The sequence below is a fragment of the Bradyrhizobium sp. USDA 4541 genome (genome assembly GCF_024171085.1).
GTDB lineage: Bacteria > Pseudomonadota > Alphaproteobacteria > Rhizobiales > Xanthobacteraceae > Bradyrhizobium > Bradyrhizobium australafricanum.
The window spans coordinates 6,818,091-6,844,298 of the sequence record NZ_JALJZF010000001.1; the positions used below are offsets into that span (position 1 = coordinate 6,818,091).

Annotated in this window: 26 protein-coding genes and 1 pseudogene; 16 read left to right on the forward strand and 11 right to left on the reverse strand. The window is 64.7% G+C overall.

Annotation, left to right across the window (positions count from 1 at the left end):
- The first annotated feature begins 16 nt into the window (after positions 1-16).
- The 8 genes from J2R80_RS32955 to J2R80_RS32990 are packed head-to-tail and all read left to right on the forward strand — an operon-like array spanning position 17 to position 5,715.
- Positions 17-400: a hypothetical protein gene (locus J2R80_RS32955; RefSeq protein WP_253640084.1), complete on the forward strand. Its 384-nt coding sequence runs from the start codon at positions 17-19 to the stop codon at positions 398-400.
- A 2-nt stretch (positions 401-402) separates the two neighbouring features.
- Positions 403-1,320 (forward strand): exonuclease domain-containing protein, encoded by a 918-nt coding sequence (locus tag J2R80_RS32960; RefSeq protein WP_253640085.1) that lies wholly within the window; start codon positions 403-405, stop codon positions 1,318-1,320.
- Positions 1,317-1,895, forward strand: a complete 579-nt coding sequence (locus J2R80_RS32965; RefSeq protein ID WP_253640086.1) for a DUF1643 domain-containing protein — start codon at positions 1,317-1,319, stop codon at positions 1,893-1,895. The genes J2R80_RS32960 and J2R80_RS32965 overlap by 4 nt, the downstream gene beginning before the upstream one ends.
- Positions 1,892-3,574, forward strand: a complete 1,683-nt coding sequence (locus J2R80_RS32970) for a helicase HerA domain-containing protein (protein ID WP_253640087.1) — start codon at positions 1,892-1,894, stop codon at positions 3,572-3,574. The genes J2R80_RS32965 and J2R80_RS32970 overlap by 4 nt, the downstream gene beginning before the upstream one ends.
- Positions 3,571-3,747 (forward strand): hypothetical protein, encoded by a 177-nt coding sequence (locus tag J2R80_RS32975; RefSeq protein WP_253640088.1) that lies wholly within the window; start codon positions 3,571-3,573, stop codon positions 3,745-3,747. The genes J2R80_RS32970 and J2R80_RS32975 overlap by 4 nt, the downstream gene beginning before the upstream one ends.
- Positions 3,717-4,247, forward strand: coding sequence for a hypothetical protein (locus J2R80_RS32980; RefSeq protein ID WP_253640089.1), 531 nt, complete (start codon positions 3,717-3,719; stop codon positions 4,245-4,247). The genes J2R80_RS32975 and J2R80_RS32980 overlap by 31 nt, the downstream gene beginning before the upstream one ends.
- A 15-nt stretch (positions 4,248-4,262) precedes the next feature.
- On the forward strand, positions 4,263-4,556 hold the full coding sequence (locus J2R80_RS32985; protein ID WP_253640090.1) for a hypothetical protein: 294 nt from the start codon (positions 4,263-4,265) through the stop codon (positions 4,554-4,556).
- Positions 4,543-5,715, forward strand: coding sequence for a hypothetical protein (locus tag J2R80_RS32990; RefSeq protein ID WP_253640091.1), 1,173 nt, complete (start codon positions 4,543-4,545; stop codon positions 5,713-5,715). Before J2R80_RS32985 ends, J2R80_RS32990 begins: the two co-directional genes overlap by 14 nt.
- A 395-nt stretch (positions 5,716-6,110) precedes the next feature.
- Here J2R80_RS32990 and J2R80_RS32995 read toward each other — a convergent pair whose 3' ends face one another.
- Positions 6,111-6,272: a hypothetical protein gene (locus J2R80_RS32995; RefSeq protein WP_158074173.1), complete on the reverse strand. Its 162-nt coding sequence runs from the start codon at positions 6,270-6,272 to the stop codon at positions 6,111-6,113.
- A gap of 300 nt (positions 6,273-6,572) precedes the next feature.
- Entirely contained in the window at positions 6,573-9,053 is a 2,481-nt protein-coding gene (locus tag J2R80_RS33000; RefSeq protein WP_076826508.1) for a penicillin-binding protein 1A, read from the reverse strand.
- Positions 9,054-9,611: 558 nt separating this feature from the next.
- On the opposite strand from J2R80_RS33000, the gene J2R80_RS33005 reads away from it, so the two are divergent.
- Positions 9,612-9,947 (forward strand): hypothetical protein, encoded by a 336-nt coding sequence (locus J2R80_RS33005; RefSeq protein ID WP_253640092.1) that lies wholly within the window; start codon positions 9,612-9,614, stop codon positions 9,945-9,947.
- A gap of 118 nt (positions 9,948-10,065) precedes the next feature.
- Here J2R80_RS33005 and ggt read toward each other — a convergent pair whose 3' ends face one another.
- The 8 genes and pseudogenes from ggt to J2R80_RS33045 form a co-directional block, all read right to left on the reverse strand.
- Positions 10,066-11,802 (reverse strand): gamma-glutamyltransferase, encoded by a 1,737-nt coding sequence (gene ggt, locus J2R80_RS33010; protein ID WP_141340574.1) that lies wholly within the window; start codon positions 11,800-11,802, stop codon positions 10,066-10,068.
- 61 nt (positions 11,803-11,863) lie between these two features.
- Positions 11,864-13,384 carry an amino acid permease gene (locus J2R80_RS33015; RefSeq protein WP_256528081.1) on the reverse strand — a complete coding sequence of 507 codons (1,521 nt, stop codon included), beginning with the start codon at positions 13,382-13,384 and terminating at the stop codon, positions 11,864-11,866.
- A 146-nt stretch (positions 13,385-13,530) separates the two neighbouring features.
- Positions 13,531-13,839: a BA14K family protein gene (locus tag J2R80_RS33020; RefSeq protein ID WP_141340573.1), complete on the reverse strand. Its 309-nt coding sequence runs from the start codon at positions 13,837-13,839 to the stop codon at positions 13,531-13,533.
- Between the two features lie 136 nt (positions 13,840-13,975).
- Positions 13,976-14,473 carry a c-type cytochrome gene (locus J2R80_RS33025; RefSeq protein ID WP_057020025.1) on the reverse strand — a complete coding sequence of 166 codons (498 nt, stop codon included), beginning with the start codon at positions 14,471-14,473 and terminating at the stop codon, positions 13,976-13,978.
- A 34-nt stretch (positions 14,474-14,507) separates the two neighbouring features.
- The gene (gene soxC, locus J2R80_RS33030; protein ID WP_141340571.1) at positions 14,508-15,785 is read right to left on the reverse strand and encodes a sulfite dehydrogenase; all 1,278 of its coding nucleotides are present in this window, start codon (positions 15,783-15,785) and stop codon (positions 14,508-14,510) included.
- Positions 15,786-16,006: 221 nt separating this feature from the next.
- Positions 16,007-16,477, reverse strand: a complete 471-nt coding sequence (locus J2R80_RS33035) for a DUF1801 domain-containing protein (RefSeq protein WP_141340570.1) — start codon at positions 16,475-16,477, stop codon at positions 16,007-16,009.
- Positions 16,478-16,634: 157 nt separating this feature from the next.
- Positions 16,635-17,294, reverse strand: a pseudogene (locus J2R80_RS33040) (VOC family protein); the annotation flags it as partial.
- A 71-nt stretch (positions 17,295-17,365) separates the two neighbouring features.
- Positions 17,366-19,258, reverse strand: coding sequence for a bifunctional diguanylate cyclase/phosphodiesterase (locus J2R80_RS33045; protein WP_076826498.1), 1,893 nt, complete (start codon positions 19,256-19,258; stop codon positions 17,366-17,368).
- 398 nt (positions 19,259-19,656) lie between these two features.
- On the opposite strand from J2R80_RS33045, the gene J2R80_RS33050 reads away from it, so the two are divergent.
- The 3 genes from J2R80_RS33050 (at position 19,657) to J2R80_RS33060 (ending at position 22,603) form a co-directional block, all read left to right on the forward strand.
- Positions 19,657-21,405: an ATP-binding protein gene (locus J2R80_RS33050; RefSeq protein WP_137479616.1), complete on the forward strand. Its 1,749-nt coding sequence runs from the start codon at positions 19,657-19,659 to the stop codon at positions 21,403-21,405.
- Positions 21,406-21,503: 98 nt separating this feature from the next.
- Positions 21,504-22,082 (forward strand): peroxidase-related enzyme, encoded by a 579-nt coding sequence (locus tag J2R80_RS33055; protein ID WP_141340569.1) that lies wholly within the window; start codon positions 21,504-21,506, stop codon positions 22,080-22,082.
- Positions 22,083-22,090: 8 nt separating this feature from the next.
- Positions 22,091-22,603 carry an MgtC/SapB family protein gene (locus tag J2R80_RS33060; RefSeq protein WP_141340568.1) on the forward strand — a complete coding sequence of 171 codons (513 nt, stop codon included), beginning with the start codon at positions 22,091-22,093 and terminating at the stop codon, positions 22,601-22,603.
- On the opposite strand, the gene J2R80_RS33065 is transcribed toward J2R80_RS33060, so the two are convergent.
- Positions 22,564-23,190, reverse strand: a complete 627-nt coding sequence (locus J2R80_RS33065; protein WP_057019711.1) for a ParB-like protein — start codon at positions 23,188-23,190, stop codon at positions 22,564-22,566. The two genes, J2R80_RS33060 and J2R80_RS33065, sit on opposite strands and share 40 nt — an antisense overlap.
- Positions 23,191-23,626: 436 nt before the next feature.
- Here J2R80_RS33065 and J2R80_RS33070 point away from each other — a divergent pair, with 436 nt between their 5' ends.
- The 4 genes from J2R80_RS33070 (at position 23,627) to J2R80_RS33085 (ending at position 26,112) form a co-directional block, all read left to right on the forward strand.
- The gene (locus J2R80_RS33070; protein WP_141340567.1) at positions 23,627-23,968 is read left to right on the forward strand and encodes a hypothetical protein; all 342 of its coding nucleotides are present in this window, start codon (positions 23,627-23,629) and stop codon (positions 23,966-23,968) included.
- 181 nt (positions 23,969-24,149) lie between these two features.
- A complete protein-coding gene (locus tag J2R80_RS33075) occupies positions 24,150-24,449 on the forward strand; it encodes an acyl carrier protein (RefSeq protein WP_024582229.1) in 300 nt (99 codons plus the stop codon).
- 9 nt (positions 24,450-24,458) lie between these two features.
- A complete protein-coding gene (locus J2R80_RS33080) occupies positions 24,459-24,935 on the forward strand; it encodes a 3-hydroxyacyl-ACP dehydratase FabZ family protein (RefSeq protein WP_141340566.1) in 477 nt (158 codons plus the stop codon).
- Positions 24,928-26,112: a beta-ketoacyl-ACP synthase gene (locus J2R80_RS33085; RefSeq protein ID WP_253640094.1), complete on the forward strand. Its 1,185-nt coding sequence runs from the start codon at positions 24,928-24,930 to the stop codon at positions 26,110-26,112. The genes J2R80_RS33080 and J2R80_RS33085 overlap by 8 nt, the downstream gene beginning before the upstream one ends.
- Positions 26,113-26,208 lie beyond the last annotated feature (96 nt).

Consider the following 26,208-nt stretch of genomic DNA (forward strand, 5'->3'; position numbering starts at 1 on the left):
GATCAAGACCAGCATCATGAAGGCGCTGAAGGGGCAACCGATATCGTCCGCGCGCATCAGGTGCGACCTCCCGTTCACTGAGCACTTTCCTCCAGGATCCCGCGTGCGGGTCGGCGTCTGGGATTGGCGGAACTTTGTCGGTGATGCTGCGTCTCCGCCTCGAACCGACGTGTCGGCCACCGTCGTCGGCCGGTCGACGAAGAAGCGCGACAAGCTGCTGATGATTCTCGATGCCAAGGTCATGTTCTCCGATGAGGCCGAGACAGAGTTCGTCACGGCCTACCCCAAAGACCTGGTGAAGTTAGACGAGCCTCGGGCCGAGGTTTGCTGGGACTGCGGCCGAGCCCTCGTCCACGGCACCTGCGGCTGCCAGGACCGATTTCAACCCGAAGGATACTGAGGATGATCATCCGCCCGTGCGATCTTGAGACGACTGGACTCGAGCCATCCGACGAAGTCATCGAGATCGGTTTCACCGATCTCAGGAACGTCAGCGATATCTGGGGCCTGTCGTCGATCAGCAAGCAATCGCTCATCCGGCCGGCGCGACCGATCCCACCGGAGTCGTCCGGCATCCACCACATCACGGATGCCGACGTTAAGGACGCACCATCGTGGGCAGACGGCTGGCGCATGCTGGTCGAGACGCCGAACGATGACGGCAAAATCATCTTCGCCGCGCATGCCGCCCACTACGAGCGGCAGTATCTCGATGCGCTCATCCATGCCGATTGGATCTGCACATGGAAGTGCAGCCTTCGCCAGTGGCCCGACTTCGCGAGCCACAAGCTGCAGGCGCTTCGCTATTTCTTGAACCTGCCCGCCGACCCCGAGCGGGCGTCGCCACCCCACCGCGCGGCGCCGGACTCCTACGTCTGCGGCCTGGTGCTGCTCGAATTGCTGGAGCATCAGACCGTCGAGACGCTCGTCCAGTGGAGCGCCGAGCCCGCGGTCTTCACAAAGTTCGACTTCGGCCAATTCGACGGCAAGGCGCTGTCCGCGGCCGACGACAGCTACATGGACTGGCTCGCCAACAAAGAACACAAGATGGGGGAGGACTGGCGCTGGAACGCTCGCCGCGAGATCGAGCGGCGCGCCGTCGTGAAGCGGAAGCAAGCGCTCGATCTCTTGCTCCCCGCGATTGCCGGTGCCGCGACCGTCGTGGACCTCGAGAACTGGTACCACGGGTCGGGCCCCTACCTCGCCAAGAACAACATCCTGATCGGCTCACCGGAATACGACACGCTGATCCAAGCCTGCGCGGCCCGGAAGAAGGCGCTGATCGAGGGCGGCCAGCCGCAGTTTGGGGCTGCGTCATGAACGCTGCCATCCACAACCCCGGCGGCAAGGTCCGGCTCAATCTGGCAGACGGCGTGCACGGCGACGCCATGTTCGCCGGTGAGTTCGATTGCTATCGGCTGATCCTGACCCGGAAGTGGGTGAACCTCTTCACCGCCGGCACCAGGTTGCCGAACAACTTCGTTCTCTGGATCGGGATGAACCCGTCGGTCGCGGACGCCAAAGTTGACGACCCGACCCTCAGCAAGGTGATCGACTTCTCGATGGAATGGGGCTTCGACGGCCTCGCCATGATGAACGTCTGCGACTACCGCGCGACGGCGCCGGCGGCGCTGCTCAAGCCGGGCGTGGTACCACGCAGCAAAGGCAACTTGCCGCTCATCCGCGACACAGCGAAGCAAGCCGCCAAGGTCATATGCGCCTGGGGCAACCTTCACCGCGACCTCGTGCATTTCGCGGTGGATGTCGAAGACGCTTTGCGCCGCGACCGGCACGAATTGTGGTGTCTGGGCCTCAACAAAGGCGGCAGCCCGAAACACCCGCTCTACGTCCGCGGCGACACGCCCCTCATTCGGTTTAAGGAGGTTCCTCTATGACTTTCGTATTCCCGCGCGCCGTTTTGGAGCAGCACACCGCGTTCCTGGGCAAGACGGGCTCGGGCAAAACATCCACCGCCAAGCTCGCAGTCGAGCAGATCCTCGCCGCCAATCCGGCGGCTCGAGTCTGCGTGCTCGACCCCATCAAGTCGGATTGGTGGGGCATGACGTCGAGCGCCGACGGCCAGCGCGCCGGCCTGCCGTTCTACATCCTTGGCGGTCCGCGCGGGCACGTCTCGCTGCACGACTCCGCCGGGAAGGCGATCGGCGAGCTTGTCGCGACCGGCGATCTGCCGCTGTCCATCATCGACATGGCGGACTTCAACGCCGGCGGCCTCCAGAAATTCTTCAACGACTTCGCCCCTGCCCTGATGAAGCGGATGCGCGGCGTCGTCTATCTCGTGATCGAGGAGGCGCACGAATTCGCTCCGAAGGAGCGTGCCGGCATCGGCGCCGAGAACCTCGCTATCCACAACGCCAAGAAGCTGGCCACCGCGGGCCGGTCGAAGGGTATCCGCCTGATGGTGGTGACCCAGCGGACCCAGGCCCTTCACAACGCCGTGCTCGGCAGCTGCGACACAATGATCGCGCACCGGCTCACGGCGCCGGCCGATCAGGATCCGGTAAAGAAGTGGCTGAAGTCCAACGTCGACAAGGTGACCTTCGAGCGGGTTTCATCGTCCCTCGCCTCGTTGAAGACCGGCACCGGCTGGATCTGTTCCGGCGAGGCGCAGGTCGCCGACCTGGCGCATTTTCCGAAGATCTCGACTTTCGACAATTCCGCGACACCGACGGACGGCGACGCCGAACTGCAGGTCACAACGGCGCCCGTCGATCGCGACCGCCTGCGCGCAATCATCGGCGATGCCGTCAAGCAGGCCGAGAACGAGGACCCGGCACAACTCCGCCGAACCATCATGCGGCTCGAGTCCCAACTCGGCGCCGCCGCCGGAGCGGGACCGCAGGCGATCGCGGCGGCGCGCCAGGAGGGATTTGAGCGCGCGCGGCGTGAAGCCAGCGCAGATCTCGCCGGCCGCATCCAACATCTCGCGATGGAGTTTCAGGCCGCGCTTCACCAGCTTGAGAGCCGCTTCATCGGTTCCCTCAGTTCCATCCGGATCGAGGTTGTCGACTCCTTCGCGCCGAAGCCGGCCGAAGCGACGCCGCCGCGCAGCGCCCCGGAACCGCGACCGATGCGGCAGACGCCGGCGGCGAACGGCAGCAGCGCGCTCAACTCGGCCGGCCAGAAGATGCTGACCGTGCTCGACACCAATCCGCCAGTCCGCCGGACTTGGAAGCAGGTCGCGACACTCGCCGGCCTGAAGGCGCGCGGCGGCCACTTCAACACCGGCAAGAAATCCCTGCTCGAGTCCGGGCTGATCGCGGAGGAAGGCGAACACATCTGGATCGCATCGCCGAGCTCCGGTGCGGTGACCGGCAGCATCCCGCCGGCCGAATTGGTCGAGATGTGGTGCCGCAGCCTGTCGGGCGCCGCACCGAACATCCTCCGGACCATCTACGCGAACGGCGGGACCATGACGCAGGCCGAGGTGGCCGAAGTGCTGGGCGTGCAGCCGCGCGGCGGGCACTGGAATTCAGGATGGAAGGAACTTCGCGACAACGACGTCCTGACTGTCCGCGGCGGTACCGCCGAACTCACGGAGCTCTTCCGGCCATGAGCGATCCGAAACTGATCGATATCGCGGCCGAGCTTCGGGCTGAGTCGCCGAAGGCATTTCAGATCTTCGACGGCAAGACCACGGAGTGGGTGCCGAAGTCGCAGGTCGAGCACAACGACGACGGGACCTTCACGATGCCAGAATGGCTGGCGAAGGAAAAAGGCTTCATCTGATGAACGTGCCATTCACCCAAGAGCAGTTGCTGGCGCGCGCCGAGACCATGGAGCGCCAGGTGGAGCGTTGGAAGGGTAACCCGGGCTATGCCGACACGCTTCGGATGGATGCTTGGGCGCTGCGCACCGCCGCGGCGCTGTTCTCGCCGGAGATCCAGGACTGGTTCGAGGGTACCCGCCTCGAGGCCGGCCACCAGGTCATGCGGTTCGCCGCCGAGCATGACGCCGGCAAGACCGCATTCGATTGGTTCTGGCTGATCGGATATCTGGCGCAGAAGGCTGCCACAGCGGCTGCGGCCGGCGACTTTGAAAAGGCCAAACATCACACCATCTCGACCGCGGCCGCGCTGCTGAACTGGCATCGGCATCTTGCCGGCGATGGGCATGGCATGCGTCCCGGCATCGACCCGGTCGAGCGCGGCCTGGCCATCTCGTGTGCGGTGGATGACGCACGAGAAAATGCATCTCCCAACATTGAGCGTGCGAAGAATCTGGCGTGAGGCAAGGAAGTCGTGATGACGGCGAGCAAGTCGGAAAACCGCCTGAAGGGAGATCGGACCCCGTCTTATGTCGGTCGGGAGACCGGTGCCGCGGAGCTCGATATCTCTCCCAACACCTGGGACCAGTGGGTCGATGCCGGCCGGTTGCCACCCCCCTGCGATACCTTTCCGACTGGAACACCTCGCTGGCGCTGGGAGGACGTTGACCGTAAACTTTCCGGCCGGACGCTATCGGATACCTCCGATGCCGCCATGCAGGGAGCGCTGAACTTTGGTAAGAAAAAGGGAAGCCGCCGTGACGCTACCTGAAGGCGTGGAGCTGTCGGTCAAGAAGCGGGGCGACAAGGTCTACACGTACTATTATTGGAACCCCGGGCGCGGCACGAAGCGCCAGGGCAAGCGTGTCAAGCTGCCCGATCCATCCAAAAATTGGGTCGCCTTCGGGAAAGCAATCGAGCGGCTGCAGGCCGAAGTGCCGACATCGTATCCCGCCGGCTCCGTCGGCGATTTGACCGTTCGCTACCGCAACAGCGAAGAATTCAAGAAGAACGCTGAAGGCACCCGCTCGAATTACGAGGTGCATATGCGCCGCTTCGAGGAGCACTGGGGCACGGTTGCCGAGCGCGACCTCACGCCGCTGACCGTCCAGACCGCGCGCGATTCCATGAAAGAAACGCCGGTGATGGCCAATCAGATGCTTTCGGTCGGCACCACGATCTGGGATTGGGCAATCCCGCTCGGCCTCGCCAAGATCAATCCGTTCGAGAAGGTGAAGGATCTCGAGGTCCCCGATCGCGGCCATGTACCGTGGCCGGCGTGGGTGATCGAATACGTCGGCAGGCACGCCACGCCCGATCTGGTCCGGATGATGAAGCTCGGCGTCATGACGTGCCAGCGCGGTACCGACCTGATCCTGATGGGGCCCGGGCACCGCGAGAACAACGGCATTTGGTGCCGACCGAAGAAGACGAGGAAGCGGCGGCGCGCCTTCCTGATCCCGCTCGCGACCGCGGACGCCCTCCTGTTGGACCGATGGTCCGAGACACCGGTGACGTTCACCAACACCCGCTGGAAGGCGCCTATCGACCGCCACCGCGACGATCTTTACCTCTACTCGCCCAAGGCCGCCCAATACACGCCCGACGGCCTGCGCGCCCGCTGGGGCCGCTGGCTCGATGGCACCGAGGAAGGTCGCATGCTCTGCCGGCGATGGAAGGAATGGGTCGCCGGCCAGGTCAAGAAATACTTCTGGGACATCGACCCGGAGGACGCCGACCACCCGACGATCCATGGCCTCCGCGGCACCGGAATCTTGGCGCGCGCCGAGGTCGGTTACGAGGTCGACCAGATCGCCAACGACATCGGCATGTCGCGGCAGAACGTTGAGCACTACATGCGCTTCAAGGACCAGATGAAGGTCGCCGCCGACGGCCAGAAGCGGCTCCGCGTCGTCTCGAATGAGGACTGAAATCGTGCTGCTGGACCAACACTCGATCACGCAATCTGTCTCGCAAACGCGGATTACTCCGCGGGAAACGATGGGTCGTGTGAGGTGGTGTCTTGCGAGACAGGTTGAGGAAAATCAAATCGATAGCCCAAAATTCGATAGGCTACCGTTACACCATTCCCCAAGAATCGTCCGTGGTATCAATAGCTTAGCTGGATGACTGGACATCTCGGTGCAGCGGGTTCGCCTGCCAAATCAGCGCCCGCGCGAGAGCGACCTTCTACCCGCTTGGTCCCACGCTTGGCAAGCATTGTTGGCGGAGCGGGCGCGAAAATCGCAAGTCGGGACGCCACCGACCCGACCGGTGCGAGCCACACGAGTCACATTCCGGCGAGCAATTCCAGCAGCAGTTCGGGTCAGGCCGCCAACACGGCTCCAACACCAAATCCGGCGGTGCCGAACCCAATCGCGCCGATCCAGCCGTGGCACCCAAATCCCAGCACGCCGATCACGGTTGCCATTCCAACCACCGAAACCGTCCAGGTTACCTGAACCACGACAACGAGCGTCTTGATCATTGGTCTCACGCACAATCGCTTGTTGGAGTAACCGCCCTAACAACGGCACCCGCGGCGCCTTCGCGCGGACGTCGCGACCGTTCTCTCTGGTTGGTGCGGCTCACCGGCGGGCCGTTCACACACCTCCCTCGAAGTTGATCGCCCACAGACCGCCGAACATCAGCGCCAAGCGTGGGGACGCAGGCCTTAGCGCGGGACATCGGCGCAAGGCATGTCATCTGACGTGTCATGCTTACGCATGCACCGCCCGTTCGTGGAAAAGGTCGAGCCGCGTCTCGTGAACGCCTTGCCGGCCCGACCTCAGTACAGCCCGCCCGTCCCTGACCGCATCACGGCCCGATCGGCGTCCGGCGAAATGCCCTGCTGGGTGCCGTCGATCACGTCGGTGCCGGCGACCATCCCGGGATCATTGAACGGCGGCGCCTGGCCCGGCTTGAAGGCCTCGAGCACCACGCCCCGGTTCTGGCCGGGCACAGCGCGCTGGCCAGTCTTGGCATCGACCAGGACCAGCCGGATGCCGACCGGCTGCTTGAACGGGGTGGCGGGCTTGTCGGCCAGCGCGAGCTTCAGGAAGTCGCGCGCGATCGGCGCCGCGGTATGGCCGGCCTGCGCGTTGCGGCCGAGCGAGCGCGGCTTGTCGTAGCCGACATAGAGACCGACCACGAGGTCCGGCGAAAAGCCGACGAACCAGAGATCCTTGGCCTCGTTCGAGGTGCCGGTCTTGCCGGCGAGCGGCTTGCCGACGTCCTTCAGCGCGGTGCCGGTACCGGCCTGAATCACGCCCTCCATCAGCGAGGTGATCTGGTAGGCGGACATCGCGTCAAGCACCCGCTCGCGGCGGTCGACGAGCTGCGGCTCCGGCTGGTTCTTCCAGCCCTCCGGTGCGTCGCAGCCGCGGCATTCGCGCTGATCGTGCTTGAAGATGGTGTGGCCGTAGCGGTCCTGGATGCGGTCGATCAAGGTCGGCTTCACGCGGACGCCGCCATTGGCGATCATCGAATAGGCCGTGGCCATCCGCATCACCGTGGTTTCGCCGGCGCCGAGCGCGTAGGCGAGATAGTTCGGCAACTCGTCATAGACGCCGAAGCGCTTTGCATATTCGCCGATCAGCGGCATGCCGATTTCCTGCGCCAGCCGCACGGTCACCGTGTTGAGCGAGAGCCGCAGCGCGTTGCGCAGCGTCACCTGGCCCTGATACTTGCCGGTGGAGAAGTTTTCGGGCCGCCAGATGTTGCCCTGCCCCTGGTCGATCTCGATCGGCGCGTCGATCATCATGGTCGATCCGGTGTAGCCGTTGTCGAGCGCCGACGAATAGACGATCGGCTTGAAGGTCGAGCCGGGCTGCCGATAGGCCTGCGTCGCGCGGTTGAACTGGCTCTGGTCGAACGAGAAGCCGCCGACCATCGCCAGCACGCGGCCGGTGTGCGGATCCATCGCCACCATCGCACCCGACAGCTCAGGGATCTGTCGCAGCCGGTACTGGCCTTCGACGCGCTGGCCGTCCTTGCTGAAGAGCGGGTCGGCGTAGATCACGTCGCCTGGCTGCAGCACCTGCGCCACCGATGTCGGCGTCTTGCCCTTGCTCTTGGCCCAGCGCGCGCCGTCCATCGTGATGATGCCGGTCTCGCGCTGCTTGCTGATGGCGCCGCCGAGCTCGCGGCCCGGCTGGAAGCCGATCCGTGCCGACTGGTCGTTGCTCTCCAGCACCACCGCCATTCGCCACGGCGAGATGTCGGACAGCGATTTGATCTCGGCGAGCGGCACGCCCCAGTCACTGGTCAGGTCGAGCCTTTGGATCGCACCGCGATAGCCCTGCTGCTCGTCATAGTTCACGAGCCCAGCCACCATGGCCTTGCGCGCCATCACCTGGACCTTGGGGTCGAGCGTGGTGCGCACCGACAGGCCGCCCTCATAGAGCTTCTTCTCGCCATAGCGCTCGAAGATGTCGCGGCGGACTTCTTCCGAGAAATATTCGCCGGCGAAGGTGTGCGCGCCATTGCTGCGGTTGGTGACGGTCAGCGGCTCCTTGCGCGCCTTGTCGGCGTCGGCCGCGGTGATCCAGCCGTTCTCCTGCAGGCGGTCGATCACGTAGTTGCGGCGCTCGACGGCGCGCGCGCGGTTGCGCACCGGATGCAGGCTGGCCGGCATTTTCGGCAGCGCCGCCAGATAGGCCGCTTCCGCGACCGTCAGCTCATTGACGGACTTGTCGAAATACACCAGCGAGGCCGCCGCGATGCCGTAGGCGCCAAGGCCGAGATAGATTTCGTTGAGATAGAGCTCGAGGATCTTGTCCTTGGAGTAAGCCCGCTCGATTCGCATCGCCAGCAAGGCTTCCTTGATCTTGCGGGTGAACGACACCTCGTTGGTCAAAAGGAAGTTCTTGGCGACCTGCTGGGTGATCGTCGAGGCGCCCTGCGGCCGCCGGTTGGAACCGAAGTTCTGGATGTAGGCGACACCGGCGCGCGCCATGCCGGTGTAGTCGACGCCGCCATGCTCGTAGAAATTCTTGTCCTCGGCGGCGAGGAACGCGTTGATCACGAGCTTCGGCACCGCCTGGATCGGCAGATAAAGCCTGCGCTCCTTGGCGTATTCGCCGAGCAGCGAGCCGTCGGCCGCGTGCACGCGGGTCATCACCGGCGGCTCGTAGTTCTGGAGCTGCGAATACTCGGGCAGGTCCTTGGAGAAATGCCAGAACAGCCCTGCGACCGCGGCCAGACCAGCCAGGAACAGGATGGTGCCTGCGGTGAACAGGAACCCGAAGAACCGCAACAGAAATTTCATCGACCAGATTTCCGTGGCGAATACGTCGCTCGTTCTGAGCGCGCTGCGTGCCACTTAGGCCGCCCGGTATATCGGTCGCTCCATGGACCTGCAATTCAACACCGGAGAATTAAAGCAAGCCAAGCGTCAAACTTATGCCATAGAGCCCGGCTCGCGCCCGCAGCCAAATCGGCAGACCTCGCCGACTGGCAGCGCCCGCGGAGGCTGCATCGATCTCCGCTGCAGCGCTGCGCGCTTCGCGCACCGCGCCTGATAGCGCTGCGGTCTCGATACGCTTGCGCGGAGAGCACGTTCCGAAAGAAAAGCGCGGGCCGGACGGATCGATTCCCCGATCCGGCCGACGATTTGGGTGCTGCGACATCAGAAACCGGTGGACAGCGCCGGCGCGCCAATCACATTAAGGATTTGTTAACCATAACTACCGCAAGTTGTTGGCATACACCGACTCGCGACGGGCTGATTTGGATGGCACTGCGCGGATTCAAACGGCCATTTACGGCCGACCCTAACGTTCTTGGATTTCCAAGACCACCCGCATCGGCCATGGGCACAGAAGCCTTGGACCTCGTCTATCAGGCGGCGGATTTGTTCCGCAGCATCGAGGACAGGGCCCGCGCCGGCGAAGCGCGCGCCGAGGCCGCCGAACAGGCGCAGCTCGAAATCATCGCCGCCACCGAGCGCAAATTGAGGGATGCGTCGCGGGCGCTTGAGGAAGCCCGACGGCGCATCGAGTCCCAACAGGAGCAACTCGATGCGGCCGAATTCCGCGCCCAGGCCGCCGAAGCCGAGGCGCGCGAAGCCAAGCAATCCCTGGCTCTGATCGAAGACGCGATCCGCCAGCGCTTGCTGCTGACCAGCGGGCAAAAGGACGGCAGGTCGACCGCCGTCGCCTGACCGCAGCGCGGATCAATTGGAGCGGCAGCCCGCACGAGCGGAGCGACATGCGGGAGCTCAACAAGACCCGGATATCGCTTCGCTCATCCGGGCTACGGATTGTCGCTAGCCGTCACGATCAATAGCCCGCGGCGAGCCCCGAATTGCGCCGCGGGTCGTTCGCGCCATAGAAGCGGTTGTTGCCGACCGGCTTGCCGCCCAGCGACGGCGCGCCGATGATGATCACCGCGAGGTGGTTGGCCGGATGCGGCGGGCCGAATTTGTGGCCCATGCCCTCCAGGATCTTCCGCGTATCCGGCGACAGCGTGTAGTCCTCGAGGTTGGTCACCTCGGGAAGCCACTGCTGGTGGAAGCGCGGCATGTCCACGGCCTCCTGCGCGTTCATGCCATAGTCGATCGCGTTGATCATCGTCAGCAGCACGGCGGTGATGATGCGGCTGCCGCCCGGGGTGCCCATCACGATGACCGGCTTGCCGTCCTTGGAGACGATGGTCGGACTCATTGAGGACAGCGGACGCTTGCCGGGGACGATCGCGTTGGCCTCCCCCTGCACCAGCCCATACAGGTTCGGCACGCCGACCTTGGCGGTGAAGTCGTCCATCTCGTCATTGAGCAGCACGCCGGTCCTGGCCGCCGTCACCTTGGCACCGAACCAGTCGTTCAGCGTGTAGGTGACCGACACCGCATTGCCGTCCTTGTCGGCAATCGAATAGTGCGTGGTGTTGCTGCCCTCATGCGGCGGAACGCCGGGCTTGATGTCCCTGGACACTCCGGCCTTGGCCGGGTCGATCGCGGCACGGATCTTCGCGGCGTAGGTCTTGTCGAGCAGGCGCTCGAGCGGATTCTTCACGAAGTCCGGATCGCCGAGATAGCTGTTGCGATCGACGTAAGCGTGGCGCATCGCCTCGATCTGGTAGTGCACCGCCTGCGCCGAGTGGTAGCCGAGCTCCTTCAGCCGATAGCCCTCGAGGATGTTGAGCATCTCGCAGATCACCACACCGCCCGAACTGGGCGGCGGCGCCGAGACCACGTGGTAACCGCGATAGTCACATTCGACCGGCGCCAGCTCGCGAACCCTGTAGTTGTCCAGATCCTCCTGCGTCAGCAGTCCCTTGCCGGCCTGGCTCGCGGCGACGATCGCAGCACCAACCCAGCCCTTGTAGAAGCCATCACTGCCGCGCTTGCTGATCTCGCGCAGCGTCTCGGCGAGCTCATGCTGCGTCAGCCGTTCGCCGACCTGGAACGGCTTGCCGTTGTTGAGGAAGATCGCGGCCGAGGCCGGATCGTCCTGAAAGTCCTTGGTCGAGGCCTGCAGCATGCTGACGTCGCCCTGGTCGAGCACAAAACCATCCTCCGCCAGTTGCAGCGCCGGCGCGATGACGTCAGCGCGCTTCATCGTACCGTATTTCTCGCGCGCATATTCCATGCCGGCCACCGAGCCCGGTACGCCGACGGCGAGATGCCCCTTGGTCGATAACCCGGGGATGACCTTGCCGTCCTTGTCGAGATACATGTCGGCTGTGGCGCCCTTCGGCGCGGTCTCCCGGAAATCCAGGAAGGTCTTGCGACCGTCGGCGAACTGGATGGTCATGAACCCGCCGCCACCGAGATTGCCGGCGGCGGGATAGGCCACCGCAAGCGCGTAACCAACGGCGACCGCCGCATCGACCGCATTGCCGCCCCGTTTCAACACCTCAACGCCGACCTGGGTCGCGAGATGCTGCGCGGAGACCACCATCCCGTTCTCGGCGGCGGCCGGCGCAACCGAGGCTGCGCGACCGGGAGCAGCCGACATGATGCCGATCGAGACGAGCGCGGCGACCATCCATCGCGCGCGTGCCGTTGGATTTTGCATGGAAGTCTCCCCGGAGAATGCCGGCCTGTCGCGGCTTGCGGTGCTATCTCAACGCGTACATCTAGCAGGCCGCACGCACGCGCACTAGGCCCGCGCGGTCCCCGCCGCTCGCCCGCAGCCGGCTGTGCCGTCTGCCATAGGCCGCATAGATCACAAGCCCGATCATTAGCCACACCGCGAGCCTGATCCAGGTGTCGAGCGGCAGGCCGAACATCAGGAACAGCGAAGTTCCGGCGGCAGCCGGGGCCACCAGCCAGATCGCCGGCGCCTTGAACGGACGCGGCAATTCCGGATCGCGCACGCGCAGCACCAGCGTGCCGATCGAGACCAACGTGAACGCGAACAGCGTGCCGATCGAGACCAGTTCGCCGACCAGCCCGATCGGCAACAGCCCACCGAGAAGAGCGGCCACGGTGCCGGCGAAGATGGTCGAGACATAGGGGGTCTGGAAGCGCGGATGGATCTTGGCGGCAAAGCCCGGCAGCAATCCGTCATGCGCCATGGCGCGAAAGATCCGCGGTTGCGCCAGCAGCATGATGAGGATCACCGATGTCAATCCGAACAGGATGCCGAGCTTGATGAACGGACCGAGCCAGCCGATACCGATCGCATCGATGCCGACCGCGATCGGATCGGGCACGCTGAGTCGGTCATAGGGCACGATGCCGGTCAGCACGAATCCGACCGCGACATAGAGCGCGGCGCAGATCACGAGCGAGCCGAGAATGCCGATCGGCATGTCGCGCTCCGGCGTCTTCGCTTCCTGCGCCGCGGTCGAGATCGCGTCGAAGCCGATATAGGCGAAGAACACCACTGCCGCGCCGCGGACCACGCCGGACCAGCCGAACACGCCAGGACCGGCATTCGGCGGGATCAGCGCGCCCTCCGGGTTGCCCGCCGTTACCCAGTTCGCCAGGGTCACCGAGGAAGCCGCGGTAGCGAGGAACAGCGCGATCACAACGAGCTTGACCACGACGACGAAGCTGGTGAAGCGCGCGGACTCGCGAATGCCGACCACCAGCAGCGTGGTCACGAAGGCGATGATCGCCATCGCCGGGATGTTGATGACCGCACCGGTCGATGACCACGCGCCGGTGTTGACGTCGTAAGCGAGCGGCGCCGAGGTGAATTGCTGCGGCAGGTTGATGCCGAAATCGCGCATCAGACTGACGAAATAGCCGGACCACCCGACCGAGACCGCGATCGCGCCGACCGCGTATTCGAGGATCAGGTCCCAGCCGATGATCCAGGCGATCAGCTCGCCGAGCGTGGCGTAGGCATAGGTGTAGGCGCTGCCGCAGATCGGCACCGTCGACGACATCTCGGCGTAGCACAGGCCGGCGAAGGCGCAGGCCACCGCACCAAGCATGAAGGAGAGCGTGACCGCGGGACCGGCATTGGCGGCGGCCGCGTGGCCCGTCAGCACGAAGATGCCGGCGCCGATGATGCCGCCGATGCCGAGCGTGACCAGTTGCAACGCCGACAGCGAGCGCCTGAAGATCGGCGTCTCCGCGTCGCCATCGGCCCGCGCCGCCTCCCGCAACAGGTCCGAGGTCGACTTTCGGTCCCAGAAACCGGCCAGAGCGTCTGTCACGCCGGGTGTCCTCCGCTGCTCGGGTCCGGCGGGACCCGACACGATCGGCGGACTATAACGCGCCTAACGTCCAGTCGTTCGCGCGCCGGGCGAATGCCGGCGCCCTTATCCACCGCCAAGCGCGGCGCAGGGCCTTATCGGCAGGGATGGCGGCGGCCGTCGCGGCCAAGGAAGGTGCCGGACGCCGGATCGAATGAACGGTAACGCGCGCAGGCGGAAGATGGCTCCACCGCAGGCATGGCGGCGTAGGCGTTCGCCGGATTGCCGCGGCGCTGCACGGCCTCCTGGGCCTCACCCCATGGCGTCAGGGCGCCGCCGTTGATCGCGCTGCGCCCGGGATTTTGCGCGTCGAAATATGCCGGCTCCGACATCTGGGCCGCGACCGGCGTGAACGTCATTCCCACGAGCAGCATGGCGGCTGCGACTGCCCATGACCTGGTCATGCGGCCTCTCCTATCGATCATAAACGTGTGCCGGATGACGGCCGAGCCGCCCCCAAACGGACATAGGGACGGCAATCCTCCGGGCACAGGGGCCACGACGTCACGATGCTGCGAGCCACCCGGCCGTGCCTGCCGCTCAGTGGTTGTGCACGTCGGGCCGCGGGTCGGAGACGAAGCCGTCGCGGTTCGGCATCTTGATGGCGGCGAGCGACTTGGCGTCGAGCACCGCATTGGCCGGCACGATGCCGTTCAGACTGAGGATGTAGGCTGAAACCGCGTAGACGTCCTCATTGCTCAGCGACTGCGGCGCGTTCTGCGGCATCGCGCGGCGGATGTAGTCGAACAGCGTCGGGGCATAGGGCCAATAGCTGCCGACGGTGCGGATCGGTTTTGGGCTCGCCAGCGTGCCCTGTCCGCCGACCAGGCGATCGCCGATGCCGCCCTGCCCGCTGTCGCCATGGCACGCAGCGCATTGCTCGCTGAACACCGTGCGGCCGTGCTCGACACTGCCGCTGCCCGGCGGCAGGTTGGAGCCGTCACGGCCGATATCGATGTTCCAGCCGGCGATCTCGGCAGGCGTCGCCGCACGCCCGATGCCAAAGCGATCCTCGGCCTGCCCGGCAGTGGCGAGCATCGCGATCGCACTCACAACGAACGCCGTCTTGAGCTTACGCCTGGCCATTGCTCACCTCACCATTCGCATCGATGCGCCAGGGCCAGATCGCGTTGTTGTGGTAGAACGAGTTGAGACCGCGCACCTTGACCAATTCCGCCAGCGTCGGCTGCACGTATCCGGTCTCGTCGATGGCGCGGCTCTGGATCACGGCAGGTTTGCCGTCCCAATGCCAGGGCAAGCGAAAGCGCGTGAGCGCGCGCGTCAACACCGGCTCCTGCAATTCGGCCTGCTGCCAGCTTTTGCCCTCGTCGAGCGAGACCTCGACGCTCTTGATCTTGCCGTGACCGCTCCACGCGATGCCGGTAATCTCGTGAAAGCCCTGCGCAGTCAGCTTCTGCCCGCCGGACGGCCGTGTGATGATCGACTTGGCTTCCATGTAGAAGGTGAATTCGCGCGACGTGCCGTCAGGCATCGGGTCGGTGTATTTCGAGGTCTCCTCGCGCGAATAGGCCGGCTCGGCGACGACCTTGAGCCGGCGCAGCCACTTCACGTTCATGTTGCCCTCGAAGCCGGGCAGCAACAGGCGCAGCGGATAGCCCTGCTGCGGGCGCAGCCGCTCGCCATTCTGGCTGTAGACCAGCATGGCGTCGTCGAGGCATTTCTCGATCGGGATCGAGCGCGTCAACGCAGCGGCGTCGGCGCCTTCGGCCACGATCCATTTGGCGCCGGTCTGCGGGCCCGCTTCGTCCAACACCGTCTTGAGCGGCACGCCGGTCCATTCCGCACAGCTCAGCAGGCCGACGAGGTCGGAGGCCGTCTTGCCGTACGGCTTGGTGTAGACCGGATTGCCGGAGCACTCGAGGAAGTGGATGCGCGACTGCGACGGAAAGCGGCGGATGTCCTCCATCGTGAACACCAGCGGGCGATCGACCATGCCATGCAGCACCAGCCGGTGCTCGGCCGGGTCGATGGTCGGCACGCCGCCATGGTGGCGTTCGTAGAACAAACCGTTCGGCGTGATGATGCCGTCGAGCTCCTGCAGCGGCGTGCGGCCCGAAGCGGAGATGTATTGCGGCAGCGTCTTCGAGATGTTCTTGACGACAGCCTTCTCGTGAACCGACGGCGTGCCATAGGGCTGGCTTCCCATCGGGTCGCCGGGCGCTTTCATCCATTCCGGCACATTGGGCGGAAGATTATTCCCCTGTTCGGCAAGCGCGGTAGAACCGGCAACTCCCGATATGGCGGAGCCACCGGCCAGTGCTGCGCCGGCCTGAAGGAATCGCCTGCGAGACGCCTCTCGCACGCGCTTGTCCGTCGTGTGTTCGCTCATCGACGTTTTCCTCTGACGTTACCAGAGCATGATCCGGAAAAGTGCGAAGCGGTTTTCCGAAAAGATCATGCCAGGACAACAATCCAAAGCGCGATGGCGATTCATCGGGCTTTGGCGCAGCCTAACACCAAAGGGCTGAGGCGAGGCAATGCTCTATCGCGCAGAGCTGCATCGACAGCGCGTCGTGGCCGCTGCTTACCGGTCCTGACCTGCGTTGCCACTCACATCCGTTCGCCGGGCAATTGACTGGCTTGCTTCACCCACGCGGTGAACTGGGCTTCGTCGAGCTCGTCGTTCTCGTGAATGTCGAGATAGCGCGTGTGCTGCTGCTTGGACTCGCCCGGCGGCACCGGATGCAGCGACGCACCGCGAAAGAAAGCCACCTTGACGTAGCGCGTGAAGACATGGATGCCGAGGAACCAGCCGTCGCCTTCCATGCCGTAGAGCGGCGAGTTCCACTTCACCGCCTTGTGCACGCCGGGGACGGCACGCACGATGAGCGCGTCAAGCTTGCGCCCGACGTCGCGCTTCCACCCGGGCATCGCGGCGATATAGGCTTGCACCGGAGCATCGCCATAGCCTTTTGCGATCTGCGGATTGCCGCCCGCGAGCAGACGCGGCTTTGCAGAGCCACGCTTCGCGGCGCTCTTTTTCGCCCCCTTCGCCGACGTCTTTCGCGTCTTGCCAGCCATTGTGCCCGCTCTCACCGGTTCAAATTTCGCGCGGCGCAGCGTCCGCCGCCGCGAACCGGATCATATCGGTTGCGCGTCGGCGCTGTCGTCAGCGACCGCGGGTGTTCGCGGCGGCGTATCGACGCGCTCGGGCGGCCTTCGTGCGGCGGTCTCGCATCTAGTCGATCACGGGCGGGGTGCCGTGGGTGTGAAACGACTCGATCGTCTTCAACCCCCACGCCTGTCCCTTCCTGCGCTCTTCCTCGGTCCACACGATCGGCTTCCAGTCCGGCGCAAGGATCAGGCGTGCGCCGGCGTTGGCGACCTCGACGCGGTTGCCGCCGGGTTCATAGACATAGAGGAAGAAGGTCTGCTGGATCGCGTGCTTGTGCGGCCCGGTCTCGATATGCACCCCGTGCTCGAGAAAAATATCCGCAGCACGCAGGATCTCCTCGCGGCTGTCGAGCGCGTAGGTAACATGGTGAAACCGGCCGCGCTTGCCGTAATGGTCGCGCGTATAGGCGAAGTCGTAGCTCTTGTTCGACATCGTCATCCACATCGCGGCTTCCGTGCCGTCGTTGAGTACGATCTGCTCGGTGGTGCGGCAGCCGAGGTAGTCTTCGAAGAACAGACGGTTGGCTTTGATGTCGACCGCGAGGCAATTGAGATGGTCGAGCCGGCGGACATTGACGCCGCGCGCCGGAAAGCGCTGCGCCTGGTTTTTCAGCGCGGGCTTCAGCTCGGCCGGCGCCTCGTACCACTCGGTCTCGTAATAGAGCTCGATGACATGGCCGTCGGGATCGCGGCAGCGGAATGCCGGCCCCTGCCCCATGTCACCTGGCGACGGCAATTGCGCTCGCAGGGCATTCCATGGCCGGAATCACCTCGTGAAAGCGGTCAAGGCAGGCGTCAGGCGACCGAGACAGCCTTCTCGTGATCCGACGACAGGAGCTTGCGGATTTCAGCCGATGACACCGGCCGGCTGAACAGATAGCCCTGCATCTCGGTGCAGCCGAGGATGCGCAGCAGGTTGCGCTGCTGCTCGGTCTCGACGCCCTCCGCGGTCGTGGTCATGTCGCTGGCAGCGGCGATGTTGACGACGGCCTGGACGATCGTGGACGACGCGCCGGTCCCGGCGAGATCCTTGATGAAGGCGCGATCGATCTTGATCTTGTCGAAGGGGAAGCGCTGCAGATAGCTCAGCGAGGAATAGCCGGTGCCGAAATCGTCGAGCGCGATACGGACGCCGAGTTCGCGCAGCTGATGCAGGATATCGAGCGCAGCCTCGTCGTCGCGGATCAGCACCGCCTCGGTGATCTCGAGCTCGAGCCGCGAAGGTGCCAGACCTGTCGCGGCGAGCGCGGCGGCGACGTTGAGTGCCAGCGTCTGGCTCTTGAACTGGATCGGAGACACGTTGACCGCAACATGAACATGCTCCGGCCAGTTCATCGCCTCGCGGCACGCGGTGTTGAGCACCCAGTGACCGAGATCGTTGATCAGGCCGGTGTCCTCGGCGATCGGGATGAAATCCGCCGGCGAGATGGTGCCGCGTTCGGGATGACGCCAGCGCACCAGCGCCTCGCAGCAACTGACCTGCCCCTCCTCGAGATGGAGCAGCGGCTGATAGTGCAGCTCGAAGCTGCCGTCGGCGATCGCCTGGCGCAGCTCGAGCTCGAGGCTGCGCCGCGCCTTGGCGCGTGCATCCATGCCGGTCTCGAAGAACCGGTAGGTGCGGCGGCCGTCGCTCTTGGCCCCGTAGAGCGCGAGGTCGGCATTGCGCAGCAATTGATCGATGTCGAGGCCGTCGGCGGGCGCAACGGCGATGCCGATGCTGGCATCGGTGGTGATCAGATGCCCGCTGCAGTCGATCGGCCGGCGGATCGACTGATAGATCGCAGCGAGGAGCTGCATGGTCTCGGTCTGATCGCGGACGGTGGTCTGGATCACGGCAAACTCGTCGCCGCCGAGCCGCGCCGCGACGTCGGTGTCCCCAACGCAGCCGCGCAGGCGGTCGGCGATCGCCCTGAGCAATTCGTCGCCGATCTGATGGCCGAGCGCGTCGTTGACGGCCTTGAACTCGTCGATGTCGATATACATGACCGCGAGCTGCTGATCCGGCCGGATCGCCTTCAGCGCCCGCTCCAGGCGTTCGCGGAACAGCACGCGGTTCGGCAGGTCGGTCAGCGCATCATAATGCGCCATGTGGGCGATCTTGTTCTCGGTGCGCGCACGCTCGGTGACATCCTGGATGGTCGCCACCCAGCCGCCTTCCGGCAGCGGCTTGTTGACGATCTCGATCGCGCGCCCGCCCGGCGCCTGCGTCAGCTGACGCGTGGCGCGGCCAAGCTTCACGTTGCCGATGATGGCGTCGCAGAAGTCGTCGACATCGCCGTCGAACGAGCCCGTCTCCTGTCTATGCGCAATCAGCCGGTGCATCGTGCAGCCGGGCTTGGCGACGTCGGGCGAAAGCCCGAACATCTCGATGTAGGGGCGGTTGCAGATGATGATGCGCGCCGATGCATCGTAGAGCACGAGGCCCTGCGGAATGTTGTTCACGGCGGTCATGAGATTGCGGCGTTCGCTGGCGAGCCGCTCGTCGGAGATTTCGTGCCGCTTGAGCAACAGGAAGACGATCACGGCCATGATCGCGAATGCCGCCATCAGCAGGCCTTCGCGCTCACTCCATTGCGCGGTCGCGCTTCCGAGCAGGCTGCCGACCAACAGGCCGGCACAGAACGCCAGCCCCTTGGTCGAGCCAGCATCGGCATTTCCTGACGATGAATTGCGGTGTTCGATGCGCACGCTGATCTCTCCCAGGGCGCGGCATCGTTACGCAGCACAAATGGAAAGGTCGTTACAACTCGCAGTTAGCAATCGGTTACGCGATACCGGGCGACAGGGTATGACAAATCGCGCCCAATGCCCCGTAAACCTACGGAGCTGCCGATGCACTCCTCAGAGATGGTGAATCCCGCCTTAACGGAAAAACCGGGAAACAAACGCGGCTGTGCCGGAAAGCGACGATTCCGCCGCCGATGCGCGCGACAGCGCGTAATCTCCCGGTACGATAGAAACAAATCGTCACCGGGAAGGTGTAGATTTAGCCGATGCGGAACCCCGGCGATTTAACGGTTTTTCCAATCCCGGGCGGGCATATTGGTCCGGACATTTAGATTTTGAGAACGAGCCAGGCTGGAACTGTGACACCCTTCGGACGTGTGATCTCTGTGCGCGGCTCGCAGGCCCGGGTTGGGCTGCTGGCGGGCGGCCAGATGCAACTTTCGGAAATGCGAGCGACCGTCGGCCGGTTCGTCAGTATCCGCTGCGCGAGTTCGGTCATTGTCGCTATGATCACCGAAGTGACGTGCGAGAACCTGCCGGCGTCCGACGAATACATGGCGACCGCCTCGGTCGACCTGCTGGGCGAGATCCTGGGCGGCGACCGCCCGAAATTCCAGCGCGGTGTCACCCACTATCCGACCATCGGCGACAGCACCGATCTGATCACGAACCAGGAGCTGCGCACGGTCTATGCGCCGAGCGGCTCGGACCAGATCAATGTCGGCACGCTGCAGCAGGATCGTTCTGTCATCGCCTATGTCGACGTCGAGGAGATGCTGTCCAAGCACTTCGCGGTGCTCGGCTCGACCGGCGTCGGCAAGTCGACCGGCGTGTCGCTGCTGCTCAACGAGATCCTGAAGTCGCGGCCGAACCTGCGCATCTTCCTGCTCGACGTGCACAACGAATATGGCCGCTGCTTCGGCGAGCGCGCCCAGGTGCTCAACCCGCGGAACCTGAAGCTGCCGTTCTGGCTGTTCAACTTCGAAGAGATCGTCGACGTGCTGTTTGGCGGCCGGCCCGGCGTGCCCGAGGAGCTCGACATTCTCGCCGAAGTGATCCCGATGGCGAAGGGCATCTACACCCAGTACCAGAACTCCGACCGGGTCGGTCTCGGGCTGAAGCGCATCGACCCCAAGCAGGTCGGCTACACCGTCGATACGCCGGTGCCCTATCGCCTCGTCGACCTGATCTCGCTGATCGACGAGCGCATGGGCAAGCTGGAGAACCGCTCTTCGCGCATCATCTATCACAAGCTGATCTCGCGCATCGACGCGGTGCGCAACGATCCGCGCTACGCCTTCATGTTCGATAATGCCAATGTCGGCGGCGATACAATGGCCGAGGTGATCAGCCATCTGTTCCGCCTGCCCGCCAACGGCAAGCCGATGACGATCATGCAGCTCGCCGGCTTCCCCGCCGAAGTCGTCGATTCCGTGGTGTCGGTGCTGTGCCGCATGGCGTTCGATTTCGGGCTGTGGAGCGACGGCGTCTCGCCGATGCTGTTCGTCTGCGAGGAAGCGCACCGCTACGCCTCGGCCGACCGCAATATCGGCTTCGGGCCGACCCGCAAGGCGGTGTCGCGCATCGCCAAGGAAGGCCGCAAATACGGCGTCTATCTCGGCCTGATCACCCAGCGTCCGGCCGAGCTCGACGCGACCATCATCTCTCAGTGCAACACGCTGTTCACAATGCGCCTCGCCAACGACCGCGACCAGGCGCTGCTACGCTCCGCGGTCTCGGATGCCGCCGCCAACCTGCTGTCCTTCGTGCCCTCGCTCGGCACCCGCGAGGTGCTGGCGTTCGGCGAAGGCGTGGCGCTGCCGACCCGGCTGCGCTTCAAGGAGGTGCCGCCGCACCAGCTGCCGCGCGGCGAGGCCACCATCGCCACGGTACCGTCGGTCACCGCCGGCCATGACATGCATTTCGTCAGCGCCGTGCTGGAGCGCTGGCGCGGCGCCACCTCGCATCGCGATAGCCCGAGCGGCGACGCCAACTTCAACTCTCCGGCGCCGGCGCGCACCATGGCGCCAGCCGAGGCGCCGATGCTGCAGCCCTCGCTCGGCCTCGATCCGGACCGCTTCTCGCTGCTGAAGAAGCCGCTGCGTTAGCCGAATTCCGCCAGGGCGCCGATGCGCCTTGCGCCCAAGGCGTCATCCACTATGGTCTCGCGTGACGCCGCATCCAGGCGGCACGCCGGAACCATCTCATGACGCAGCCGACCGCAAAACGCTTCCCGACGCCCGCTCTCGACAAGCTCCCCGAGGACATCCGCGCCCGCATCCTGGCGGTGCAGGAGAAATCCGGCTTCGTGCCGAACGTCTTCCTCACCTTGGCCTATCGCCCCGACGAGTTTCGCGCCTTCTTCGCCTATCACGACGCGCTGATGGAAAAGGACTCCGGCCTCTCGAAGGCCGAGCGCGAGATGATCGTGGTGGCGACCAGCGCCGCCAACCAGTGCCAGTATTGCGTGATCGCCCACGGCGCGATCCTGCGCATCCGCGCCAAGAATCCGGAGATCGCCGACCAGATCGCGGTCAACTACCGCAAGGCCGACATCACGCCGCGGCAGCGCGCGATGCTCGACTTCGCCATGAAGGTGAGCCGCGCCGCTGAGGAAATCTCGGAGGCGGACTTCGCCACGCTTGCGGCCCATGGCTTCAGCGACGACGACGTCTGGGACATCGCCGCGGTTGCGGCATTCTTCGCGCTGTCGAACCGGCTCGCCAACGTCACCGGCATGCGGCCGAACAGCGAGTTCTACATGCTCGGCCGGCAGCCGAAATAGAGGACGCCTTGGCGGACTGGAGCGAGATCGTCCTGCGTCTCGGCGCGGCCACCCTTGCCGGTTGCGCGATCGGGCTCGACCGTGACCTGCGCGGCAAGCCGATCGGCCTGAAGACGCTGGGTCTCGTCAGCCTTTCGACGGCCATGGTCGTGCTGTTGGCATTGCAGGCCGTCGAGCCCGGCAAATTCACCGACGCGGTGAGCCGCGTGATCCAGGGCGTGCTGACCGGCATCGGATTCCTCGGCGCCGGCGTGATCGTGCGGCAGGGCGACCGCTTCCAGGTCCGCGGCCTGACCAGCGCCGCATGCGCTTTCTTCGCCGCTTGCGTCGGCATCGTCTGCGGCGCCGGACATTGGCCGATCGTCGTCACCGCCGTCGCGCTGGCGTTCCTGCTGTTGACCTTCGGCAAGCGGACCGAGCGGTGGCTGCACCACTTGCTCGGCGGCAGGGATAATCAACACGGGCCGGCGGTCGCGGCAGATCAGTCGTCAGATGCCGGCCCGCACCAGCCGGGCAAATAGACCGCGTCCTTGCTGCGGCCGAGCGCCAGTCCCTTCTCCAGCGCCTTGGCGAAATTGTTCTCCACCGTCTTGCGCGGGATGTGGCGGCGCAGGAAATCGGCCCACAGGAATTCGCTGAACGGCGTCGTGTCCTTGGCAAAGCCGCCCGCCCGGCGCATCTCGCCGGCGAGGCTGCGGAACGGATCGTCCCTGAGGTCCTTGATCGATTTCGGAATGTCTTTGAAGTGGCGGCGCTCGCCCTTGGAATCGTAGGGATAGACCCAGCGCTTGTTGTCCATCACGCCCCAGAACACGTCACGCTCGACCATCGTGAGATCGCCGATCACCGTGACCAGGATGTCCTTGACGCCCTCGTCGTGCAGCGCCCGCGCCATGTGATGGTGATCGACCACGTAGTAGCGATCGTCGGGACCATGGACGACCGGGATCATGTGCTTGCCCAGCAGTTCGGCGCGCTTCTTGTCCGACTTGTGCTCGCGCCAGCGCTTCCGCTTCTCCGTCACCTCCTGCATGCCGACCGTCATCTGGGTCGGCCGCAGCGACAGGATCGGGACCGGTTTGACGTAAGGCTCGCGCGTGTGGGCCATGATTTATGCTCCCTTTTGACCGGCACTCCGGAACGGGTTCCACTATGTCATGAGCCCGCAGGCGGGTGAAAGAGTCCGGTGTGCCGGAATGGCTTCACGAAGCGGTGGGGGCCGATGGCCGGATGGTCCGCCCTCGGCTGTCGATGCTCCCGGGCTGTCAATGCCCGGGCTGCCAATGCCCGGGCGCGCAGCCTCAACCTCCGTGACGGCGTTGCAGCGCAAACTGTGCATGCGCGAAGGTCGAACGAGTGTGTCGACATCGGCTTGGTCATCGCAATGCCGAGCATCCCGCGCTCCGCAGCAGCCGCCTCGACGGCAAGCCAGTTCCTGGAGGTGATCGACGCATGAATACCACCTCTGCGCGCACCAAGATTTTAGGTGTGAAGTGCAGCGAACATGCTAAACATAACCGGCGACGCGACCGGACTGACAAACAGTGAAGACGCAGCGGCCAATCTCCTCGGATGCCGAGCACGTGGTGCTCAAATTCCGGCCGCGTACCTCGGCGCAGCCGCCCGGCAAGCGCGAGGAGCCGCCCCGAACGACGCGCCCGGCTTCCGTTGCCAACGATCTCTCTCGCTATGAGAAGCCGCGCGAGGAGCCCGACGATTTCCGCCAGCGCATGCTCGCCAACATCGCCGCCTTCGCCTTCACGGTGGCGCTCACCGCGATCGGCATCTGGCTTGCCATGAGCATCGCCGATTTGCGCAAGACCCAGGATTGCGTGCTGATGGGCCGCCGGGATTGCGCGAAGATTACGGTGATGCCGCGCAGCTAGGCTGGCCGGAACCCTGCCCAAAAACCGTCCTTGCGATGCCGGCCAAGCTCCATTGAACTAACGGCCCTGCTCCGATATACGGGCACACGACTCCGGCACCAGCAATCGGGCATTCCGGGGCAACGCGCCCGCCTCCTCTGAGCCGACCCGGAATTACCTTCAATATATCAAAGGCTTAATGATGTCCTCCACATTCGAGCAGATCGCCAACATTATCGCGGAGACCTGCGACATCCCGCGCGACACGATCAAGCCGGAGAGCCACGCGATCGACGATCTGGGGATCGACAGCCTCGACTTCCTCGACATCGCCTTTGCCATCGACAAGGCCTTCGGGATCAAGATGCCGCTCGAAAAGTGGACCCAGGAGGTCAACGACGGCAAGGCCACGACGGAGCAGTATTTCGTGTTGAAGAATCTCGCCGACCGCATCGACGAGCTGGTTGCAGCCAAGAACGCGGGCACGGGCACGGGCTCGTAATCGCCCATCATGCAGCTCGAGATCTTTCAGCTGATTGATCGGATCGTCGACCTCAACCTCGACGCAAGGACCATTGTCGTCGAGGCGGATGTTCCGCCCGACAGCCATTCGGTGTTCGCGGGGCACTTCCCGGGCTACCCGATCATGCCCGGCGTGCTGCTGACCGAAGCAATGGCCCAGAGCTCGGGCTGGCTGATCCTTGGTCTGACCAAGTTCGAGCGCATGCCCTTCCTCGCCATGGTCAAGGAAGCCAAGATGCGCGGCTTCGTCAGCCCCGGCTCGGTCCTGACCATCGAGGCCAAGATCGAGCACGAAGGTTCAGGCTTCGCCGTGACCTCGGCGAAGGTTCGCGTCGGCAAGGAGCTCAAGTGCAATGCCGAGCTGACCTTCCGTCACATCCCCTTCCCCAGCCCGGACTTGCGCGTGCACATGGATGCGATGGCCGCCAAGATCGGGTTTCCGCAGCAGGCACTGAGTAATGGCTGAGAAGGAAGTCTGGATCACCGGCGTAGGCCTGCTCTCCTCGCTTGGCGAGGGACTGGATGCGCATTGGGAGGCGCTCGGCGCCCGGCGCGTCAATGCCGACGAGAAGCGTCTCGCGCCATACGTCATCCATCCGATCGCTCCCGTCAGCTTCGACGCCCAGATCCCGAAGAAGGGCGATCAGCGTCAGATGGAAACCTGGCAGCGGATCGGCACCTATGCCGCCGGGCTGGCGCTCGATTCCGCCGGCGTCAAAGGCAATCAGGAAATCCTCTCGCGGATGGACATGATCATCGCAGCCGGTGGCGGCGAGCGTGACCTCACTGTCGACCTCGCGATCATGAACGCCGACGCACAGGGCAAGTTGCCGCCAGCCCTCCTCAACGAGAAGCTGATGAACGAGCTGCGCCCGACGCTGTTCCTGGCGCAGCTCTCCAACCTGCTCGCCGGCAACATCGCGATCGTTCACGGCGTGTGCGGGACCTCGCGCACCTTCATGGGCGAGGAAGCCTCAAGCATCGACGCGGCACGGATCGCGGTCGCGCGCATTGGAGCCGGCCAGAGTGACATCGCCTTGGTCGGCGCCGCTCATAACGGCGATCGCGGCGACCTCTTGATGCTCTATGCATTCGGCGATCTCGCCCTCAAGGACCAGCATAGCTCGGTCTGGGCCCGCAGGAACAACCCGGGCTTTGCCATCGGCTCCGCCGGCGCCTTCCTCGTGATGGAATCGCGCGAACATGCCGAGGCCCGCGGCGCAAAGCCGTACGCCAAGCTGACCAAGGTTGTCGCCGACCTTGCCCGACGCAAGGAGCCGGGCGCCGTGACGAAATCGCTGCAGGCGTTGTGGCCGCAGCTCGGTGTCAGCGGCGACAACGGTATCCTGATCACGGGCGCGACCGGCGCCGAGCCTGCGACCGCCGAAGAGCGCGCATTCCTCAGCCAGCATGCCGACTTTGCCGTCCGCGCCACCGGAACGACCTTCGGCCACAATATGGAGGCGCAATTCCCGCTTGGGCTCGCGCTGGCCGCGTTGTCGATCTCGCGCGGCGCGCTCTATCCGGCCAACGACCCGACCGGGCTGGAGGTTGAAAAGACCGAAGCGCCAACCCAGATTGTGGTGTTGGGGGTCGGCCACTGGCAGGGCGAAGGCATGGCACTGGTCGAGGCCGTCAGTTAGAGCATGATCCGGAAAATTGTTTCCGAACATCATGCTCGAACAAACAACTAGGGTGCGATGAAGCTCATCGCACTTTAAGTCCGGCGCAAGCACCGA

Excerpts from the sequence above, each read along its gene's own strand:
- J2R80_RS32955 (WP_253640084.1), top strand. The coding sequence starts at position 17 with ATGAAGGCGCTGAAGGGGCAACCGATATCGTCCGCGCGCATCAGGTGC.
- J2R80_RS32960 (WP_253640085.1), top strand. The coding sequence starts at position 403 with ATGATCATCCGCCCGTGCGATCTTGAGACGACTGGACTCGAGCCATCC.
- J2R80_RS32965 (WP_253640086.1), top strand. The coding sequence starts at position 1,317 with ATGAACGCTGCCATCCACAACCCCGGCGGCAAGGTCCGGCTCAATCTG.
- J2R80_RS32970 (WP_253640087.1), top strand. The coding sequence starts at position 1,892 with ATGACTTTCGTATTCCCGCGCGCCGTTTTGGAGCAGCACACCGCGTTC.
- J2R80_RS32975 (WP_253640088.1), top strand. The coding sequence starts at position 3,571 with ATGAGCGATCCGAAACTGATCGATATCGCGGCCGAGCTTCGGGCTGAG.
- J2R80_RS32980 (WP_253640089.1), top strand. The coding sequence starts at position 3,717 with ATGGCTGGCGAAGGAAAAAGGCTTCATCTGATGAACGTGCCATTCACC.
- J2R80_RS32985 (WP_253640090.1), top strand. The coding sequence starts at position 4,263 with ATGACGGCGAGCAAGTCGGAAAACCGCCTGAAGGGAGATCGGACCCCG.
- J2R80_RS32995 (WP_158074173.1), bottom strand. The coding sequence starts at position 6,272 with ATGATCAAGACGCTCGTTGTCGTGGTTCAGGTAACCTGGACGGTTTCG.
- J2R80_RS33000 (WP_076826508.1), bottom strand. The coding sequence starts at position 9,053 with ATGAAATTTCTGTTGCGGTTCTTCGGGTTCCTGTTCACCGCAGGCACC.
- ggt (WP_141340574.1), bottom strand. The coding sequence starts at position 11,802 with ATGCAAAATCCAACGGCACGCGCGCGATGGATGGTCGCCGCGCTCGTC.
- J2R80_RS33020 (WP_141340573.1), bottom strand. The coding sequence starts at position 13,839 with ATGACCAGGTCATGGGCAGTCGCAGCCGCCATGCTGCTCGTGGGAATG.
- J2R80_RS33025 (WP_057020025.1), bottom strand. The coding sequence starts at position 14,473 with ATGCTCGCCACTGCCGGGCAGGCCGAGGATCGCTTTGGCATCGGGCGT.
- soxC (WP_141340571.1), bottom strand. The coding sequence starts at position 15,785 with ATGAGCGAACACACGACGGACAAGCGCGTGCGAGAGGCGTCTCGCAGG.
- J2R80_RS33035 (WP_141340570.1), bottom strand. The coding sequence starts at position 16,477 with ATGGCTGGCAAGACGCGAAAGACGTCGGCGAAGGGGGCGAAAAAGAGC.
- J2R80_RS33055 (WP_141340569.1), top strand. The coding sequence starts at position 21,504 with ATGACGCAGCCGACCGCAAAACGCTTCCCGACGCCCGCTCTCGACAAG.
- J2R80_RS33065 (WP_057019711.1), bottom strand. The coding sequence starts at position 23,190 with ATGGCCCACACGCGCGAGCCTTACGTCAAACCGGTCCCGATCCTGTCG.
- J2R80_RS33075 (WP_024582229.1), top strand. The coding sequence starts at position 24,150 with ATGTCCTCCACATTCGAGCAGATCGCCAACATTATCGCGGAGACCTGC.
- J2R80_RS33080 (WP_141340566.1), top strand. The coding sequence starts at position 24,459 with ATGCAGCTCGAGATCTTTCAGCTGATTGATCGGATCGTCGACCTCAAC.
- J2R80_RS33085 (WP_253640094.1), top strand. The coding sequence starts at position 24,928 with ATGGCTGAGAAGGAAGTCTGGATCACCGGCGTAGGCCTGCTCTCCTCG.